Annotated in this window: 20 protein-coding genes and 1 pseudogene; 7 read left to right on the top strand and 14 right to left on the bottom strand. The window is 69.8% G+C overall.

Annotated features, from left to right (window positions below):
• Positions 1-2: 2 nt before the first annotated feature.
• The 6 genes from VIG79_RS19310 to VIG79_RS19285 are packed head-to-tail and all read right to left on the bottom strand — an operon-like array spanning position 3 to position 6,425.
• Positions 3-818, bottom strand: a complete 816-nt coding sequence (locus tag VIG79_RS19310) for a carbohydrate ABC transporter permease (RefSeq protein ID WP_331888645.1) — start codon at positions 816-818, stop codon at positions 3-5.
• 10 nt (positions 819-828) lie between these two features.
• Complete coding sequence (locus VIG79_RS19305; RefSeq protein WP_331888643.1) at positions 829-1,785, bottom strand: sugar ABC transporter permease; 957 nt, start codon at positions 1,783-1,785, stop codon at positions 829-831.
• Between the two features lie 2 nt (positions 1,786-1,787).
• The gene (locus tag VIG79_RS19300; RefSeq protein ID WP_331888642.1) at positions 1,788-3,116 is read right to left on the bottom strand and encodes an ABC transporter substrate-binding protein; all 1,329 of its coding nucleotides are present in this window, start codon (positions 3,114-3,116) and stop codon (positions 1,788-1,790) included.
• Positions 3,117-3,155: 39 nt separating this feature from the next.
• The gene (locus VIG79_RS19295) at positions 3,156-4,577 is read right to left on the bottom strand and encodes a hypothetical protein (protein WP_331888641.1); all 1,422 of its coding nucleotides are present in this window, start codon (positions 4,575-4,577) and stop codon (positions 3,156-3,158) included.
• On the bottom strand, positions 4,574-5,473 hold the full coding sequence (locus VIG79_RS19290) for an aldolase (RefSeq protein WP_331888639.1): 900 nt from the start codon (positions 5,471-5,473) through the stop codon (positions 4,574-4,576). The genes VIG79_RS19295 and VIG79_RS19290 overlap by 4 nt, the downstream gene beginning before the upstream one ends.
• Positions 5,474-5,507: 34 nt before the next feature.
• Entirely contained in the window at positions 5,508-6,425 is a 918-nt protein-coding gene (locus tag VIG79_RS19285) for a PfkB family carbohydrate kinase (protein ID WP_331888637.1), read from the bottom strand.
• Positions 6,426-6,531: 106 nt separating this feature from the next.
• On the opposite strand from VIG79_RS19285, the gene VIG79_RS19280 reads away from it, so the two are divergent.
• Positions 6,532-7,347 carry a DeoR/GlpR family DNA-binding transcription regulator gene (locus VIG79_RS19280; protein WP_331888635.1) on the top strand — a complete coding sequence of 272 codons (816 nt, stop codon included), beginning with the start codon at positions 6,532-6,534 and terminating at the stop codon, positions 7,345-7,347.
• Here VIG79_RS19280 and VIG79_RS19275 read toward each other — a convergent pair.
• The gene (locus VIG79_RS19275) at positions 7,344-8,165 is read right to left on the bottom strand and encodes an alpha/beta hydrolase (protein ID WP_331888633.1); all 822 of its coding nucleotides are present in this window, start codon (positions 8,163-8,165) and stop codon (positions 7,344-7,346) included. The genes VIG79_RS19280 and VIG79_RS19275 overlap by 4 nt on opposite strands.
• Before the next feature lie 58 nt (positions 8,166-8,223).
• Between VIG79_RS19275 and VIG79_RS19270 the strand changes: the two genes are divergently transcribed.
• On the top strand, positions 8,224-8,676 hold the full coding sequence (locus tag VIG79_RS19270; protein ID WP_331888631.1) for a MarR family winged helix-turn-helix transcriptional regulator: 453 nt from the start codon (positions 8,224-8,226) through the stop codon (positions 8,674-8,676).
• Positions 8,677-8,748: 72 nt separating this feature from the next.
• Positions 8,749-9,600: an alpha/beta hydrolase gene (locus VIG79_RS19265; protein ID WP_331888629.1), complete on the top strand. Its 852-nt coding sequence runs from the start codon at positions 8,749-8,751 to the stop codon at positions 9,598-9,600.
• A gap of 99 nt (positions 9,601-9,699) precedes the next feature.
• On the opposite strand, the gene VIG79_RS19260 is transcribed toward VIG79_RS19265, so the two are convergent.
• The 3 genes from VIG79_RS19260 to VIG79_RS19250 all read right to left on the bottom strand — a co-directional run bounded on the left by VIG79_RS19260 (position 9,700) and on the right by VIG79_RS19250 (position 11,588).
• A complete protein-coding gene (locus VIG79_RS19260) occupies positions 9,700-10,185 on the bottom strand; it encodes a serine hydrolase (RefSeq protein ID WP_331888627.1) in 486 nt (161 codons plus the stop codon).
• Positions 10,186-10,354: 169 nt separating this feature from the next.
• A complete protein-coding gene (locus VIG79_RS19255; RefSeq protein ID WP_331888625.1) occupies positions 10,355-10,489 on the bottom strand; it encodes a hypothetical protein in 135 nt (44 codons plus the stop codon).
• A 67-nt stretch (positions 10,490-10,556) separates the two neighbouring features.
• Positions 10,557-11,588, bottom strand: coding sequence for an aldo/keto reductase (locus tag VIG79_RS19250; RefSeq protein WP_331888623.1), 1,032 nt, complete (start codon positions 11,586-11,588; stop codon positions 10,557-10,559).
• A gap of 194 nt (positions 11,589-11,782) precedes the next feature.
• On the opposite strand from VIG79_RS19250, the gene VIG79_RS19245 reads away from it, so the two are divergent.
• From VIG79_RS19245 to VIG79_RS19230, 4 genes are all read left to right on the top strand, one after another.
• A complete protein-coding gene (locus tag VIG79_RS19245) occupies positions 11,783-12,643 on the top strand; it encodes an SDR family oxidoreductase (protein WP_331888621.1) in 861 nt (286 codons plus the stop codon).
• 237 nt (positions 12,644-12,880) lie between these two features.
• Positions 12,881-13,537, top strand: a complete 657-nt coding sequence (locus tag VIG79_RS19240) for a hypothetical protein (protein WP_331888619.1) — start codon at positions 12,881-12,883, stop codon at positions 13,535-13,537.
• A gap of 155 nt (positions 13,538-13,692) precedes the next feature.
• Positions 13,693-13,932 (top strand): hypothetical protein, encoded by a 240-nt coding sequence (locus VIG79_RS19235; RefSeq protein ID WP_331888617.1) that lies wholly within the window; start codon positions 13,693-13,695, stop codon positions 13,930-13,932.
• Positions 13,933-13,998: 66 nt separating this feature from the next.
• Positions 13,999-15,000 carry a methyltransferase gene (locus VIG79_RS19230; RefSeq protein WP_331888615.1) on the top strand — a complete coding sequence of 334 codons (1,002 nt, stop codon included), beginning with the start codon at positions 13,999-14,001 and terminating at the stop codon, positions 14,998-15,000.
• A 129-nt stretch (positions 15,001-15,129) separates the two neighbouring features.
• Here VIG79_RS19230 and VIG79_RS19225 read toward each other — a convergent pair whose 3' ends face one another.
• The 4 genes and pseudogenes from VIG79_RS19225 to VIG79_RS19210 form a co-directional block, all read right to left on the bottom strand.
• Positions 15,130-15,573 carry a hypothetical protein gene (locus VIG79_RS19225; RefSeq protein ID WP_331888613.1) on the bottom strand — a complete coding sequence of 148 codons (444 nt, stop codon included), beginning with the start codon at positions 15,571-15,573 and terminating at the stop codon, positions 15,130-15,132.
• 140 nt (positions 15,574-15,713) lie between these two features.
• A complete protein-coding gene (locus VIG79_RS19220; protein ID WP_331888611.1) occupies positions 15,714-16,142 on the bottom strand; it encodes a YccF domain-containing protein in 429 nt (142 codons plus the stop codon).
• Between the two features lie 90 nt (positions 16,143-16,232).
• The gene (locus VIG79_RS19215) at positions 16,233-16,901 is read right to left on the bottom strand and encodes a BBE domain-containing protein (RefSeq protein WP_331888609.1); all 669 of its coding nucleotides are present in this window, start codon (positions 16,899-16,901) and stop codon (positions 16,233-16,235) included.
• Positions 16,898-17,403, bottom strand: a pseudogene (locus VIG79_RS19210) (FAD-binding oxidoreductase). Before VIG79_RS19210 ends, VIG79_RS19215 begins: the two are co-directional and overlap by 4 nt.
• Between the last annotated feature and the right edge of the window lie 490 nt (positions 17,404-17,893).

Here is a 17,893-nt window from a genome sequence, read left to right as displayed (position 1 = left end):
GTTCAGCCCTTCACGGCGCCGGCGGTGATGCCAGCGACGAAGTAGCGCTGCAGGAACACGTAGGCGAGGACGATGGGCGCGGAGGCCACGACGACGCCGGTGAACAGCAGCGGGTAGTCGGTGAGGAACTCGCCCTGGAACGACAGCAGGGCCACGGGGATGGTGCGCTTCGCGGCGTCCTGGATGAACAGCAGCGGGTAGAGCAGGTCGTTCCAGTGGATGACGAACAGGAAGATCGCCGTCGCGGACAGGGAGGGCACGGACACCGGGATCACGATGGACCGGTACGTGCGCCAGGGGCCGGACCCGTCGACGGCGGCCGCCTCGAACAGCTCCTTCGGCAGCGTCTTGAGGAACCCGGTCATGATGAACACCGCGATGGGGAGCGTCACGACGATGTTGATGAGGATCAGCCCGACGAGCGAGTCGGTGAGCCCGAAGGTCTCGAACTGCACGTACTGCGGGATCATGTTGGCCTGGGCGGGAACCGCCATGCCGAGAACGAAGAACCCGAAGAGCAGGCCGCTCTTCCAACCGGGGATGCGAGCGATCCCGTAGGACGCCAGGCTGGCGATGAAGAGCGTGAGCGGCACCGAGCAGCCGGTCACGATGACGCTGTTGCGGAACGCCACCCCGAGTCCGGACTCGCCGACGATCTTGCTGTAGTTGTCGAACTGCCAGTTCGTCGGTGGGGCGAAGGGTGACGCGAAGAGGTCCTGGCTGGTCTTCAAGCTGCCGAAGATGACGACGACGAGCGGGACGATGACGAGGACAGCGTAGATCCCGAGCACCACGCGACGGGTCAGGTTGTAGGTCATGGCGTTCTCCTCAGACGTCCGGGTTACTGGCCTTGACGGCTCGCCGCTGCAGCCAGGTGATGGCGGCGATGAGGGCCATGAAGATGAGGGACTCGGCTGCGGCGTAACCGAACTGGGAGTTCGCGAAGCCGGCGTAGATGCGGGTCGACAGGATGTCGAGGGACCCCTTGGGCGGGTTGCCGCCGAGGCCGAGGATGAGGTCGAAGGCCTTGAACGACTGGACCGTCGTGTAGGCCATGACAATGGCCGTCGCGGGAGCGACCATCGGGAGCGTGACGTAGCGGAACTGCTGCCAGCGGCTCGCTCCGTCGATCTCGGCCGACTCGTAGAGCTCCTGGGGGATCTGCTGGAGCCCGGCGACGTAGATGATCATCATCTGGCCGACGTGGAACCACACCTGGGTGATCGCGACCCAGTAGATGGCCTGGTTGTCGTTGCCGAGGAAGGCGCTCTGGAACCGGTCCAGCCCGACGGCACCCAGCACGGTGTTGATGAGGCCGAAGTTCGGGTCGTAGACGAACTTCCAGATGAAGGCGACCGACACGCTGGAGAGGATGGTCGGGAAGAAGTAGAGCGACCGCAGGGCGACCGAGGACCTGGAGTTCTTGGTCAGGTAGACGCCGAGCGCGAGTGAGAAGATCGTCTGGAAGATGACGACGACCAGCATGAACTTGATGTTGTTGCTGAGCGCGTTCCGGAACAACTCGTCCGACGTGAGAATGGTCGTGAAGTTGTCCAGGCCGACGAACTGCGCGGTCGGGCTGAAGCCGTCCCAGTCGGTGACCGCGTAGAACACCCCCTGGATCGTGGGGATGACGAAGAAGGCGATGTAGAGCACGAGCGCGGGGATCGGGAACAGCCACAGGGCGGGATGCGCGGCCATGGGGTTTCGGTTCTTGGGCTTCGGCTGGGTGTCGGCCGTCTCCGGGCCCTGGGCCTGGCTCGGCGAGGTGAGCGTGGTGGCCATGGTCACTTCCGCTTCTGGTCGATGACGGTCTGCGCCTGCTGGGCCGCCTGCTCGGGAGCGGTGCCGCCGACGACGGCGACGCACGAGGCCTCCACGGCGTTGCGGATGTCGAGGTTGTTGAACTGGAACCGGGGCGCGAGGAGCGTCTTCTTCAGCAGCCACGGCGCGGTGTGCTTGAGGTCGGCGTTGGTGTAGTCGACGTTCTTGACCGTGAGGTGCTGCGACGTCCCGTTCGCGTACACCGCGGCGTTGACGGGGTCGGAGAGGAACTGGAGCCACTTGACGGCGGTGTCCTGCTGCGTGCCGGCGGTGTTGACGCCGAGGATGAAGGTCGCGTTGTAGATCCCCTCGTACTTCGCCTTGTCCTGGGCCACCGTGATCGGGGCAATGAGGTTGATGGGGAACGTCGCGCCGAGCTTGCGGACCGCGCTGAGGTGGAACGAGCCGGTGGCGAGCATGGCGGCCTTGCCGCTGGCGAACATCTGCTGCAGCGGCTCCGAGGCCGTGCCGGTGGAGTTGGGCTCGAAGAACGGCGCCAGCTGTTGGTACTGCTTGAGGGTCAGCAGGAACCAGTCGTCGGTGACCTTCCGCGTGCCGGCCTCGATGTCGGCGAACGCGGTGTCCGTGGGCATGTTGTTCATGACCATCGAGTTGATGAGCTGGCCCGAGTTCGCCGGCTCTCCGCCGGGCCACGCGATCGGGACGAAGCCTGCTCCCTTGAGCTTGTCGCAGAGCGCGAGGAACCCGTCCCAGTCCTGGGGCAGCGACGTGACGCCGGCCTTGGCGAAGGCGTCCTCGTTGTAGATGGGCATGTTGAAGACCAGCTGGTAGGGCAGGCCCATCTGGGCCCGGCTGGTGTCCTGCCCGGCCTTGACGAGCTCGGCGAAGTAGCCGTCCACGAACGGCTGGGCGCCAAGACCCGCATACAGGCCGGCCTTGACCATGTTGACGAACTGCGCGCCGCGGAACGCCGTGAAGGCGTTGCCGATGTTGCCGCCCTTGATCTTCTGCAGCGCCGTGCTCTGGTAGTCGTTCGACGGTGAGATGTCCTGGGTGATCTTCGCCTGCGGGTTCGCCTTGACGAACGTCGCAATGAGGGTGTCGAAGACGGCCTTGTCCTCGGCGCGCCAGTGGGCGAACGAGATCGTCCCGGTCGCGGGCTTCGCGTCGACGGCGGGCAGGAGCAGGGTGCTGGCACCGGGTCCGCCAGCGGTGGCGCTGCCGCGGGACGTGATCGTCGGCCCCACGCAGGCGGTCAGGGCACCGGCCGTTCCGAGTGCGCCTATCCCGGTGAGGAAGCGCCGGCGGTCGATGGTGAACTTCTGGGACATCGTTGTCTCCTCGGTCGTACTGACTGACTCGGGTTGGGGCTACCAGTCGATGACGGCGATCCCCAGGTGGTCGGCGGCGGCCCGCAGCTGCGGGCGTACGTCGGTCCACGCGAGGACGGTGTGGTGCGGGAAGCCTCCGGTGACGAGGCCGGTGACGAACTGCTCCGCGTCGCCGTCGAGGCGGACTGCGGCGGTGTTGCCCTGGAACCGGTTCGGCTCGGCCACCGACTCGCCGGACGCGAGCAGTAGCCGGAGCGTTCCCGGACGAGCGGGGTCCTCGGTGAGCCGGGCCATGACGACCGGGCCGGTCTTCAGCGGGAAGTTGCCGGCGACCCCGAGCTTGCGGTTGCAGTGCGTGAACTGGGTCGCATCCGACGGGTCGGCCGCGAGGGAGGTGGCCGCCGCGCCGCAGTGCCAGAGCCGGACGATGTTGGCTTCAGCGTCGAGGTCGACGGTGTCGACGAGGTAGGTCGTCCCGGAGCCGAGCGCCTCCATCAGGAGCATGGTCACGGCGCCGTAGACGTCACGCTCGCACGCGGTCGGCGTGCTCTCGTCCGCGACGCGGGAGAGCGAGGAGCAGGGACAGGCGCCCAGCTGGTTGGGGAACTCGGGCCAGCAGCGGATGGCCATGCCGTCGAGCGCTCCCTCGTCCCGCCAGTCGCGCATCGCCGTGGTGATCCGCGCGGAGGTCAGGGCCTGGTCGGCGTCGACGGTCCCGAGCGAGGGCTGCGCGGCGACGGCCGCCGCATACTCGGACTTCGCGACGACGTCGTCCACGGTGCGAACGCGGTCGAACATCGCGTCGATGTCGAGCTGCTCGACCTCGATGCCGAACAGCGAGGCCACCAGCGCGCCGTCGTACTGGCTGGGGGTGAACCCGGGCGGGGCGTCGCCGACGAGGCCCAGCCGGCGGCCCCGCAGCGACTCGAGGGCGGGGACGACGGTGGCGGCATCTGCGCGCTGTCCGCGGTTGGCCGGCAGGCCGACTCTCTCCGGCAGGTGGCCGGCGAGCGCCTCGGCGAGCGCTCGCCGCGTGCCGGGCTCGTCGGGGTTGCCGAGGACCAGGTGCGGCGCCCGGCCGGCATGGACCACGAGGGCGTGGCCGAAGAGGTTGGCCCCGCACATCGAGTTGAGCCAGAGCCGGTCCCCGACCGGGCCGGGCTCGCGGAACGACCACAGCAGGACCGGCTGGTCCAGGTCCCTGTAGAGCTCGAGGGCCGGCGTGGCGTCGGAGAACGAGGCGCAGACGTTGACGACGAGGTCGGCACCGTCGGCCAGGAACGGCTTCGCCGCCTCGACGTCCTCCGGCGTCATGACGAGGTCCTCTGGCCCGACGACGTCCGCGCCGAGCTCGACGAGCAGCGCGCGTGCGTCGGCCGCCAGAGAGCGGGCCACGTCGACGGCGAAGGTGGGCCGCGCGGTGGGGACGAGCACGACCCGTGGCGCTGTGGCGGTGGTCATCGCTGGACGACCTCGTCGACGAGCTCGCCGAGGCGCTGCAGGCGCGGGATGGACACCTCGACCAGGTCGCGCTCGACGTCGTCGCTGCCGATGACCGCCGCCCAGACCGCACGGCCGGCGAGGAAGCCGGATGCTCCTTCACGGCAGGCGAGCTCCACGGCCTGCGGAAAGAGGTCCGCCGGCACACCGGACGAGAGGACGACCCACGGTGACGAGACCGCTTCGGTGATCTGCGCGCAGCGACGCCGGATCTCGTCGGCCGGGCCCTGGCCCTTGAGCGGGACCTCGGCCTTGTAGAGGTCGGCACCGAGCGAGCCGAGCTCCTTGGCCGCCTCGACGACGGAGTCGTCCCAGTCCCAGGCGCCGCCCTGACGAGGGGCCTTCGCGACCGGCTCGATGATGCTCACCAGGCCGGCGGCGCGGCACCGCTCGACGAACTCCCCGACCATCGCGATCCGCGTCGCGGCGGCCTCGTCGGGACGGTGGATGACGAGGAGCTTCATCGCGACCGCGCCCTGGTCGCGGACGGCGGCGGGGACTACGTCGGGGTCGATCTCGACGGCGGTGACGAACTCGCCGTTGCCCTCGATGAAGCGGTCGGCCGCCGCGATCAGCCCGCACGTCGGGGCGACGGCGTCCGCGTCGACCACCGCGTCGAAGGCGAACTGCTTGTCGACCAGGACGGCCGAGGCGTACGGGGTGAGCACCCGCGTCGCGGCGACCTTGAAGTCGGTGAGCTGCTGGTCGGTGACCGGCGCGGTCTGGTGCTCCGCGAACATGGCCCGCATGGCCTCGCGCTGGTCGACGGCGAGCATGGCGAATGCGCCGCTCGGCCGGGCCACCCGCGCCAGCCCGGCGCTCCGGGCGGTGGGAGTGGGGTGGGTGACGTCGGTCATCGGTTCTCCTGGGTGGGTGACGGGCTGATCGGTGTCAGTGAGCGTTGGCCGGCATGGCCGCTTCGACCTCGGCGAGCGACGGGATGCGGGAGCGACCGTCGAGACCGCGGCAGGACAGGGCGGCGGTGACGTTGGCGAAGGCCAGCTGCTGGTCGAGCGGCAGACCCTTGACGACGGCGGCGACGAGGGCGCCGTGGAAGACGTCGCCGGCGCCCAGGGTGCTGAGGATCGGGCTGGTATGCGCCGGCGCCGAGGCCGTCTCGCCCGTAGCGGTGAGCGCGGACGAGCCTTTCGCTCCGTCGGTGGCGACGACGACGTCACAGCCCTCGGCAACGGCCAGGGCCAGAAGGTCGGCGACCGCGTGATCGGCGCCGTAGGTGAGCCGGAGTGCCTCGACGGTCGGCGCGTAGAGGCCTACCCCTCGGGGTGTGAAGCCGGGAATGGGGTTGCCGGCATCCACCGAGAGCAGCTGGCCCTCGCGCAGGACCCCGGCCGCGGCGACCGAAGCCCAGCCCGCGTGGTCGACATGGACAACGGGGCTCGAGGCGATCAGGGCCAGTCCGGCGCTGATGTCGATGCGCGGTGCCGGCTGGTTGCAGATGGCCCGGCTGTCGCGGACCCGGTCGACGATGACGACGCTGGCCGCCGACGGCAACCCAGCGAGGACGGTGACCCCGCTGACGTCCACACCCTCGTCCACGAGCCCGGTGAGGATGGCGCGACCGTTGGCGTCGTCACCGACGGTGCCGACGAACGCCGCGCGGACCCCGAGCCGCGACGCGGCGACCGCGGCCGTCGCGGCCGGGCCACCTCCCGCGTACGCCACCTCGGAGGCGACCACGCGGTCGTCGGGGGCGGGGAACCGGTCCACGAGCGCAATGGCGTCGAGGGTGGCCACGCCGACGAAGACGGCGTCGACGAGACTCGGGGAGCTCGTGGGGCTGGTCGCCATGGCGCTCTCGCACTCCTTCGTGCCGGGATCTACGATGTTGAGACTCTAACAGTTGTTGTTGGAAAGTCAACACTTTCTTGTGACTTACCTCGCGTATGCTGGCGCCGTGGGGGATCAGCGGGCCGAGGCGAACGAGGCCACGACACTGCGCTACGACAGCGCGCCCGAACGCCGTCGGGCCATCCTCAGCGCCGTGGGCGACGCCGGGTTCGTCTCCGTCACGGAGCTGACCCGCCGGCTGGGGGTCTCGGACATGACCGTGCGCCGAGACCTGCGCAAGCTCGCTCAGCAGGGCTCGGTCCGGATCGTCCACGGTGGTGTCAGCGCCCTCTCCCAGTCACCGCACTCGCCGGCCTTCACCGGCCGGGCCGAGGAGCACGCGACCGGCAAGCGTGCGATCGGGAAGGCGGTCGCGCGGTCGCTGTCGTTGCGCGGCACCATCGCCGTGGACGCCGGCACGACGACCTACGCCGTGGTCCAGGCCCTTCCGGACTCGTTCCGGGGAACCGTGGTCACGCACTCGATCCCGGTGATGCAGCTGATGCTCAGCCGGGGACTGGGGCGTGTGGTCGGACTGGGGGGCGAGCTCCTGGGGGAGAGCCAGGCGTTCATCGGACCTCGGACCGTTGCCGCGGTCGCCGGGCTCCGTGTCCAGACGCTGCTGCTCGGGGCGGCCGCGGTCGATGACCAGGGCATCTACGTCTCCACCGACAACGAACGGCCGACCAAGCTCGCCCTCATGTCGATCGCCGACCGGGTGGTCCTGCTCGTCGACTCGAGCAAGTTCCTGGCCTCGGCGCCGGTCCACCTCTGCGGGTGGGACGAGATCTCGGCGGTCGTGACGGACGCCCCTCCACCCAACGCCGTTCTCGAACAGCTTCCGCGTCTCGCTGAGATCGTCGAGGTCGCCGGGCGAGACTAAGCCGCCCGCGAGGCGACGAGCGCGACGGCGTCGTTGAACGCGGCCGGCTCCTCCAGGTTGGGGTAGTGGGCGGTTCCCTCGATGTCGACGGTCCGTCCGTCGGGTACCGAGTCGGCCAGCCGGTGACCCATCCCGACGTGGTCGGGGGAGTCGAGGACGCCACTGACCACCACGACCGGTACCTCGATCGACGGGACGCGCTCCCAGGTCCGGGTGACCGGTGTCGGTGGCACGAAGCTGCGGACCGCATGGTGCTGCAGCGTGTCCCACCCCATCCGCCGGACCGCCTCGGCCACGTTCGGGTCGACGTCGTCGAGGGTGCGGCGCGGTCCGGGGAGGAAGCGCATGAACGCGTCGAGCCAGCGCTGGGCGTCACGGGTCTCCTCGGCCGCCTTCCACTCGGCGAACGCGTCGAGCACCCACGGGTCGGTGAACGTCGGCTCGCTCGTCCCCACTCCGGAGACGACCAGCCCCGCCACGAGGTCCGGGTGCTCGAGGGCCAGGTCGACAGCGGTGCCGCCGCCCATCGAGAGACCGACGACGGTGGCCGGTCCCAGGTCGAGAGCGTGGAAGACGGCCGCCAAGTCGTCGCAGTGCCGGTATGCGGCGGTCGCGGTGGACGACTCTCCGTGACCTCGGGCGTCGACGAGGACGACTCGCTGAGTGTCGGCGAACGCGGTCACTTGTTGTTCCCACATCCGGTGGTCCAGCCCGCCGCCGTGCAGGAGCACCAACGGGCGTCCCGGTCGGTGGTTCGACCAGACGGCCAGGTGGCCCTCGGGAACGCTGACGTCGGTTCGAGCCAGATCGGCCATCATGACACCCAAGGTGTCACTATGGCGACCACCATGTCAACCGAGGTGTCATCATGGCGGTGTGCCCTCCGCCGCCCCCGATGAGCTGGCCCGCGTCTTCGACCTGCTCGGACCGCTCTACCGGCAGACCGTCCGCAACCTCGAGCAGGCGAGCGGCATACCCGTCGGCGTGCGCGCCGTCCTGGACCTGCTCCGCGTGCGGGAGGCCCTGCCCGTCCCGCGCATCGCCGCCGTCCTCGGGCTGAGCCGGCAGTTCGTCCAGCGGTGCGTCAATGACGCCGAGACCGGAGGATGGGTGACGCTCCGGCCGAACCCGTCCCACCGGCGTTCGTCCCTGGTCACCATCACCGAACAGGGCCGTGGCCTGGTCGGCGAGATCCGGGCGGCCGAGGCGAAGTCGCTCGGACCGGTCGCGGCCGCGATGAGCCACGACGACGTGGCGGCGTGCGTCCGGATCCTCTCGCAGCTGCTCGAGGTCGTCCGCGCCGAGTCCGGACCCGCAACGGTGCCCTGACCGCCGGGCGGATGTGGGGGCGCTGTGCGCAGGGGCTAGCGTCAGAGCCTCACCACGCCCCAGGAGGCCGCTTTGTCGCTCAGCGAACGCGAACAGGAAGAGATCGACCGCGCGAACGAGTCGGGCCGCCAGCCGGTCGCCTTCGTCCACGGGTTGTGGCTCCTCTCGAGCAGCTGGGACCGCTGGCGCACGCTGTTCGAGAGCAACGGGTATGCGACGATCGCGCCCGGCTGGCCGGACGACCCGGAGACCGTCGCCGAGGCGCGCGACCACCCGGACGTCTTCGCCCACAAGATGGTCCAGGCCGTCACCGACCACTACCTCGAGGCCATCGCGGCGCTGACCCTGAAGCCCGGGGTCGTCGGCCATTCGTTCGGTGGACTGATCGCGCAGAAGATCGCCGGCGTCGGCGTGTCCGCGGTCACGGTGGCCGTCGACCCGGCCCCGGGTAGGGGAGTCCTGCCGCTGCCGGCGTCGGCGCTCAAGTCCGGCTCTCCGATCCTCGGCAACCCGGCGAACGCCCGCCGGTCGGTCACCCTCACCTTCGAGGAGTTCACCTACGGCTGGGCCAACGCCCTCGACGAGGCCGAGGCGAGAGAGCTGTACGACGAGTTCCACGTCGCGGCGTCCGGTGTCCCGATCTTCCAGGCCGCCGCGGCGAACCTGAACCCCTTCAGCGAGACCAAGGTCGACTTCAAGGCCGAGAACCGAGGACCGATCCTCATCATCTCCGGCGAGAACGACCACACGGTGCCGCACGCGATCTCGTACGCGGCATACAAGAAGCACCGTAAGAACGTGGGAGTGACCGAGTTCACCGAGCTGGCCGGTCGCGGCCACTCCCTCACCATCGACCACGGGTGGCAGGAGGTCGCCGAGACCGCCCTCGCCTTCGTCCGCGCGAACGGTCCCGCGACCGCCTGACGCGCTAGAGCCCGCTGTAGACAGCCATCACGACACTCAGGCCCCGGTCGTCTCCCATCGGGCCCTGTTCCAGCATCTGGTTCATCACGTACGACACGGTCAGGTGCTGCTCGAGGTCGACCAGGACCATCGAACCTCCCCTACGACCCCAGGAACAGGTGCGACCCCTGACGGCGTAGCCCATGCCGTACCGGATCGGTGCGCCCAGGACCTGTCCGCCCCTACGAACTGCTCCTCCAGGACGCGCTCGCAGCCGGCCGCCGAGAGCAGGCGGACACCGCGGACCTCGCCGCCGGACGCGAGGACCGACTGCACCGCGGCAACGGACCGGGCGTTGCCGAACCCGTTGGCGGAGGGGATGTCGGCCCGCCGCCAGGCATCAGTGTTGGCGGTCTCCGCCGGGATCAGCGGGTTGCCGGGCCCTCGCTCCTCGATCTCCGGCGCCCTGGTCGCGGGCGGGATGACCCTGGCGACCCGGTGGTCGTGCTCGGCGCCCAGACCGATGTGGAAGTCCGCGCCCAGCGGCCCGGCGACCTGCTCGGCGAAGAACTGGCCGAGGCCGCGACCGGTGACCCTTCGGACCACCTCGCCGACGAGGAAACCCTGTCGAGGGACTCCGCCAGGGCGTCACGAACCGCCGCGAACCGTTCGTCACACGTTCCGTCGAGGTCGGCCATGCGCCGTACTCAACAGGGCTTTCCCACTCCTGCCAACGGATTTAGCGCCGCTCGCCAGCGTCAGGACTGGTCCAGGGCTAGCGCTTCGCGGCTCGAGCCACGGGGTCACCGAGCGCGGCGGCGCTGGCGTTGGCCTTCTTGTCGGCCCGCTTCTCCTTGATGGTCTTGCCTTGCTTCTTGGCCATGTGCTGGCGCGGGGACTTGTCCGACATGTTGGCTCCTCGTCGGGGCCAGAGATGGCCCTCGTGCGAACAGTACGCCGCATCGCGCCAGCGCCGGCTACGCCGACCCGTCGATGGCGCGGTCACGCTGCGCCGCGCCGGCGTCTCCGTAGGGATACGCCGAGACCAGCGGCCTGCTCACCGCGTCCAGCCGCGTGCGCTCCTGGTCCGTCAGCTCGACCGAAGCGGCACCGAGGTTGTCCGCCAGCTGTTCCGGGTTCCGGGCACCCAGGATCACCGACGTGACCGCCGGCCGGCCCTCCAGCCACGCGAGGGACACCTGTGCCGGGCTGGCGCCGCGCGCCGTGGCGATCTCGGAGACCGTGTCGATGACGCGCCACGTGCGCTCCTCGCGGTTCCGGGGCTCCCATGCCTCCATGCCTCGGTCGGGGTCCTCGCCCAGACGGGTCGCACCCTCGGGGGTGGAGTCCCGCGCATACTTCCCCGTCAGCCAACCACCGGCGAGCGGCGACCACGGCAGGAGCCCCATGCGGGCATCGAGACAGGCCGGCACGATCTCCGACTCGATCTCCCGCACGAGCAGGCTGTACTGCGGCTGCAGGGTCACCGGTGCAACGAAGCCGAGAGCGCGGGCCATGTACGCGGCCTTGGCGACCTGCCAGCCGAGGAAGTTGGAGAAGCCGTAGTAGCCGATCTTGCCGCTGCTCACGCTGTCGTCGAGGAACCGCAACGTCTCCTCGAGCGGCGTCACGGCGTCCCAGGCGTGCAGCTGGTACAGGTCGATGTGGTCGACCCCGAGCCGGCGGAGCGACGCGTCCAGGGCGCGACGCAGGTGCAGGCGCGAGTTGCCGATCTCGTTGAGGACTCCACCCCTGGTAAACCGGCCCTTGGTCGCCAGCACGACCCGCTCGCTCTCGGTGGGCCGCCGCGCGATCCACCGGCCGATGATCTCCTCCGAGGCACCGTTCGCATACACGTCGGCCGTGTCCACCAGGTTGCCCCCGGCTGCGATGTACGCGTCCAGGATCTGGTGCGAGGTCTTCTCGTCGGCCTCCGCACCGAAGGTCATCGTTCCGAGGGCGTACGTCGAGACGACGGCGCCGCTGTTGCCGAGCGGTCGGTAGCGCAAGGGTGTCCTTCGATCGGAGTGCGTGGTCCGCCTCGATCCTCGAGGCGATGTCGCTCTCGACGGTATGCCAGCGCCGCTCGGGCCGTACGCCGGGTGTGCGGGCCGGGGGGCCGACAGCGAGGATGATGAGGAACGAGCAGCGGGGGAGTCGCCCACGCGCAGGGGAGCCGGCAATGGCACAGATCACGGGGCCCATGACCGGCCGGACGGTGCTCGTGACCGGAGCCACCGGGGGGATCGGTGAGGCGACGGCCCTGGGGCTGGTCGCGTCGGGCGCGCACGTGGCGATCACCGGCCGGGACCGCGGCCGTACCGAGGCCGCGGCTCGCGGTCTGCGCGCCGCCGGGAGTGGGGCGGTGGACGTCTTCGTCGCGGACATGTCCGACCAGTCACAGGTGCGGGCGATGGCCGCCGAGATCCTGCAGCGCCTCCCGCGGATCGACGTGCTGGTCAACAACGTCGGCGGGTTCTGGAACACCAGGCACGTCACCGCCGACGGCCTGGAGCGCACCTTCGCCCTCAACCACCTCGCACCGTTCCTGCTGACCAACCTCCTGCTCGACCGGCTGCGGCAGAGTCCCGCGGCGCGCGTGGTCACGGTGTCCTCCAACGCGCACACCACGGGCCGGATCGACTTCGACGACCTCCAGGGCGAACAGTCCTACTCGGGCGCTCGGGCCTACAGCCAGTCCAAGCTGGCGAACGTCCTCTTCACGTACGAGCTGGCCAGTCGGCTTCACGGCACCTCGGTCACCGCCAACGCCCTGCACCCGGGAGTGGTGCGCACCTCCTTCGGGGCCGAGGACCCCGCCGGCGTGCAACGGTTCCTCGTCCCCCTCGCGCGTCCGTTCATGAAGAGCCCCGCCCAGGGAGCCGCCACCTCCATCCATCTCGCGTCCGCCCCCGCTCTCGCGCACGTCACCGGTCGCTACTTCGCCAACAGCAAGGAGAAGCGGTCGGCCGGGCCGAGCTACGACCGGGCGGCAGCGGTTCGGCTGTGGAAGGTCAGTGCCGACCTGGTTCACCTCAACGGCGCTGCTGACCGCCCGACCTGACGCCTGCTCGTCGCTCGAGCCAGGTGGGGGCACGTCGCGCGCCGCGCCACAGGAAGAGGGCCAGAGCGATGGGCCACAGGCACCTGGTACGCGAACCTCGCGGACCGGTGCGCGGCCACCGTCCGCGGCCCCGGCCAAGCCGAGGCGGTCGCGACCGTCCGCGCGGAGCGAGCGAACATCGACGTCGCCCTCACCTGGGCCGCGGCCCACGACCCGCTGCTCGGTGGCCGCATCGCCATGGGCTTCGGGTGGACGTGGGTCGTTCTCGGCGACGGTGTCGCCGGTGCCGAACGCCTCCGCAGTGCGCTCGCCGCCGCGGACACCCTCCCGCGGCAGACCCGAGCGCCAGGTCTGCTCGTCGCCGGCTGGCTGGAGGCGTCGGCCGGAAACCTTGCACGAGCGCGGGCCGATCTGGACGAGGCCCTCCAGATCGCCGACGAGCTCGCGGACTCCCGCCTGCGGGCCGACGCCGACCGTCATCGCGCGTTCCTGTCCGTCCAGCCGGGCCGGCCGGCCGACGTGCTGGACCTCGCGAGCTCCAGCATCAACGCCTCGCGAGCGTTGGGTTTGTCGTGGGAGACCGCCGCGGCTCTCGTGCTCAGGGCCTACGGGTCGATCATGCTCGGAGACACCGCCCACGCCGGCCAGGACGCCGACGAGGCGATACACCTCCTCGACCCGCTCGAGGACTCCTGGGGCCTGGTTCACGCCGAAGCCATGCTCGGAGCCATCGCCCAGGCGGAGCACCGGTTCGGGACGCGGCCGAGCATCTCGCGCGGGCGGCCGCCCAGTCCGAGCTTCTCGGCTTCGTCGGCCAGGCCGCCCTGCATCTCGCATCGCTCGGCCGTGTTCACCAGCGCTCCGGAGATCCCCACGCCGCGATCCTCACGCTGAACCGCGCGATCCTGGCCGCACGGACAGCGCTGACCTCAGGCTCGCCGCCACCGCGCGACTCCACCTCGCTCGGCTAGGGCGGACCACCGGTGAGGCCGACGCAGTACGAAGCCTTCTCGAACAGAACGACCGCTGGTACCAGGCGGCCGGAGGGGGTGAGGGGGGCGCTCCTCACCCGATGCCTGCTGGCCGCGGTCGACGCCCAGAACGAGACTGGTGAGCGCTCGCAGCAGCTCCTCGACATCCTCGCCCGCCTGGCCCGCCAGCGGGGTGAGCTCACGCTCGCACGAGACCTGTTGCGAGCCGCCGACGAGATCGCCGTCGCCGCGCCGCATGTGGTGGACAGCAGCGACCGCGTCGATGCCGACCACACCCGAGCTGCCTTGGGCCTTTAGGCCGGCTCGGGGGAGTGGGCCCGACGGGTGATGGCGTTGGATGGTTCGTGGGAGGAGGCTCACGAGATGACGGCGTCCGAGCAGCTCCGCGACATGGTCAACGGCTTTCGAATCTCGCAGGCGCTGCACGTCGCCACCGTGCTGGGCGTCTCGGACCTGCTGGCCGACGGCCCGCTCGACCTCGAGTCCCTCGCCCAGGCGGCCGACGCCGACCCGGAGTCTCTTCGCCGACTGCTCGGTGCGCTGGCTGCGGTCGGCGTCTACGTCGAGACGGACGAGGGTGGCTACGCCAACAGCGAGCTGAGCGAGGGCCTGCGTACCGGTGCGCCGGGGTCGGTGAAGGGCTGGGCCACCCTCATCGGTGAGCCGTACTTCTGGAGCGCCTGGGGCAACCTGTTGAGTGGCGCCCGGAGCGGAGCGACCCCCTTCACGACGCTGTACGGGATGGACGTGTGGGCCTACCGCGCCGGTGACGGGACAAGGACCGCGGTCTTCGACGCGGCCATGACCGAGCTCGCCACCAGGATGGCGGCCGCGGTCGCCGACGCCTACGACTTCCCCGAGCGCGGCCTGCTCGTCGACATCGGTGGCGGGCACGGAGCCCTTCTCGCGGGGGTGCTGGCCGCATACCCGTCGCTGTCCGGGGTGGTGGTCGACCTTCCGCACGTCGTTGCCGGAGCGACCGAGGTGCTGGCGAATACGCCTGCGCGGGAACGGATTCGCCTGGTCGCCGGCGACATGTTCGAGTCAGTCCCCTCCGGTGGCGACGTCTACCTGCTGAAGTCGGTCCTGCACGACTGGCGCGACGAGGACTGCGAGTCGATCCTGCGGGTATGCCGGGCGGCGATGTCTCCGTCCTCGGCTCTCCTCATCGTCGAGCGGCTCCTGGCCGGTCCGAACGAAGGCTCGGACACCAAGTTCTCCGACCTCAACATGTTCGTCATGACGGGCGGACGGGAGCGTTCCGAGGCTCAGTTCGTCCAGCTGCTCGAGCGTTCGGGGCTTCGGCACCGTCGAACGCTCGACACGACCAGCCCGTGGTCCGTCGTGGAGGCGGTGGTCGAGTAGCTCCCACCAGCCCCCCAGCAGGGTCACCCCTGGTTACCAGCGGGCCGTCTGGCCAAGCCTTCGTGTTCGGCGTGGATCTGCCGATCCCCTGGAACGGTCATCTCGCAGACGGGTTCGGCGGCGGCGAGCTCAGTCGTCGAGGGGTTCCCAGACGAGCTCAGCGACATCGAGGACCAGGTGTGACCTCGGCTGAGCGGGATCGTCTGACGTGCGAACTTCCCCTACGCAGACGCAGATGGCGTCGTTGAGCCGCCGGTAGGGGTCTTGGTCGCTGAGGTGGAGCATCGAGCCGACCACCTGTCGGCGGCCGATCGGGTAGGCCCGACCGTATCCGTGCCACTCCACCATGATCGTGGCCGCATCGTCGGTCTCGATGACGGCGCGGAAGTCCGGTTGGAACGGACCGTCGACGGTACGCCGTAGCGGGAAGTTGACGCCTCGGAACCGACCGGTGATCCAACCCTGGCAATCGCCCTCGGCCAGGAACAGGTGCTGCTGCCAACCGCCCTCCAAGGCCACCGTCCACTCGTGCGGGTACGTGAACCGAAGTCGGTACAAGTGCTCGAGCCTCATCCGCCGCTCCGATCACCTCGACGCCAGCCGCAGGAAGCACGCTGGCACCCCGCGGCCCCATCGGCACGGTCAGCAAACCACCGGGGCCAGGTGGCGTGCCACTCACCGCACACGCGGCGACGTGGCCCTCGAGGTGGCGTTCAGGTCCCTCCGAGAGGTTGCGGGGTCGTCACGGCGATTCCCCGCATCCGAGCGACCTCGATGGGAACGACCTCGCGTCCAAGGGGCCACAGGGAGAGTGGGATGAGCTTGACGTTCGCGACGGCCAACGGGATGCCGATGATGGTGATGGCGAGCAGCAGCGCGGTAACAAGGTGGGCCAGTGCCAGTTCCCAGCCGAGCAGAATGAGCCAGACGATGTTCCCGATGAACGTGCCCACACCGGCAGTGGGCTTGGCGATGGTGGTCCGGCCGAAAGGCCAGACCACGAATCCTGCGATGCGGAACGCGGCGATCCCGAACGGGATGGTGATGATCAGGATGCACGCCAGGATGCCGGCCAGGACATAGAGGAGCCAGAGCCAGAATCCGGCGAGCACGAACCAGATGACGTTGCCGAGGACCCTCACCGCGTCATCGTCGCACGCGGAAACCCGACGTGAGGCGGGCTCCGGGCGGTCACCGCCAGGCTGCCCCTCAGCCATGGACGCGCCTGACGCTCACGACGGGGGGATGTTCAGGTTGAGACGGAACACGTTGTCCGGATCGTGCTGGGGCTTGATGTCCCGAAGCCGATCGACGTTGGGCCCGAAGGCGGCGTCGACCCGGTCGGCTTCGTCTTCGGCGGCGTAGTTCATGTACGTGTGGGGCGCGAGCGCGGCGAGGGTGTCCCGCACCCACTGCACGTTCACAGCGGTGTCAGCCGGATCCTGCCACTGGCCGGCGACCAGCAGGTTGAACCCCGGGGTGCGGTGCGGGAAGGCGGTGGCCGTCGGGGCGATTCGGCACGCGGCGCCGTTGAAGTTCTCGAGGAGGATGGCCGACATCGGCGACGGTACAACCTCATAGGCTTCGACCAGCGCCGAGACGGCGGCGTCGCTGAGCTCGGTGACGAAGGCCGATCGCCAGTAGTTCAGTGCGCCCCGGGGGAAGCCGGCGTCCAACATGGTGTTGACCGCGGGGTACGGCATCGGAGCCACCATGTCCATGACCGGCGGCCCGAACTCCCGCAGCGGCCGCAGCTCGGCCTCGGCCTCGTCGATGACGCCGGCGTGGCAGGGCGGAAGTACGCACAGCTTCGCCCCGCTGCCGTCCGGCGCGTGCACGAACCCGCAGAACACCGACGCATCGTCGGACATCGTGACGGTGAACTGGCGGTATCTGCTCACCACGTCAACCGCCGCCGACACAGGGTGGGGAGAAGTCCGCCGAGAAGGATGTCCAGCGGGTGGGTCTCGAACTCCAGGGACGCGGCGACGTCGAAGCTGCCCCCGCCCCGACGCAGCGCCCAGAACAGGTCCGGCTCGTGCTCGTCGTCGACGATCCGCACGGCACCGTCGGCGGTGACCACCTCGACGGCCCTGTGGTTGTCGATGGACATGCCGTACTTGCCCCTCAACCAACCCAGCCCGCCGCCCAACGTCGGGCCGGCCACCCCGGTGGTCGAGATCACGCCGCCGGTGGTCGCCTGCCCGTAGGCGTGGGTGACCGGTTGAGCTCGTTCCAGGTGGTCCCGCCCTGAGCCCGTGCTCGACGGTGGCCGGGATCGAGGCCGACCCCACGCATCAACGACAGGTCGATCATCAGTCCGCCCTCCGTGACCGCCCGGCCCGCTACGTTGTGCCCGCCGCCGCGGACCGAGATCTCCAGGCCCACGCTGCGGCCGAACATCACCGCGTCTCGGATGTCGGCCACGTTGTGGCCGCGGGCGGTCAGGCCCGGATGCCGGTCGACCAGACCGTTGTGGACCGCCCGCACCTCGTCGTACTGCGGGTCATCTGGCCCGACCAGACGTCCGTTGAAGCCCGATCAACTCGTCAGGAACCGTCAGGGAAGCCATCCCCGCCTTCTTTGGCGGCAGGTGCCCATGCTCGTCGTGACGGTAGGTCGACCTCCAGGGTCGAGGCCAGGGAAGTGGGCGAGCGGAGCCGTGCGACTGCAGAACCTCGTTCATGGGCCCCGAACGGCCTCGGTGGTCACCGGCACGCGACACGTGGCGCAGTACGTGCCTCACCTCACGTGGGTGACCGGGATCGAGGTTCTTGCGATCTACTGTGGGGGGGCCGAGCTCCGGAGGGAGGACGGACTCTCGTGGGAGGTCGCGATGTCGGTCTTGACCAGGATTCGTCCGGTGTCTCTTCGGGGGTACAAGCCGGGTTGG

Source organism: Lapillicoccus sp. (assembly GCF_036559105.1).
GTDB lineage: Bacteria > Actinomycetota > Actinomycetes > Actinomycetales > Dermatophilaceae > Lapillicoccus.
The sequence above is the reverse complement of the archived record's forward strand: the minus strand, read 5'-3'. Positions and strand labels throughout refer to the sequence as shown.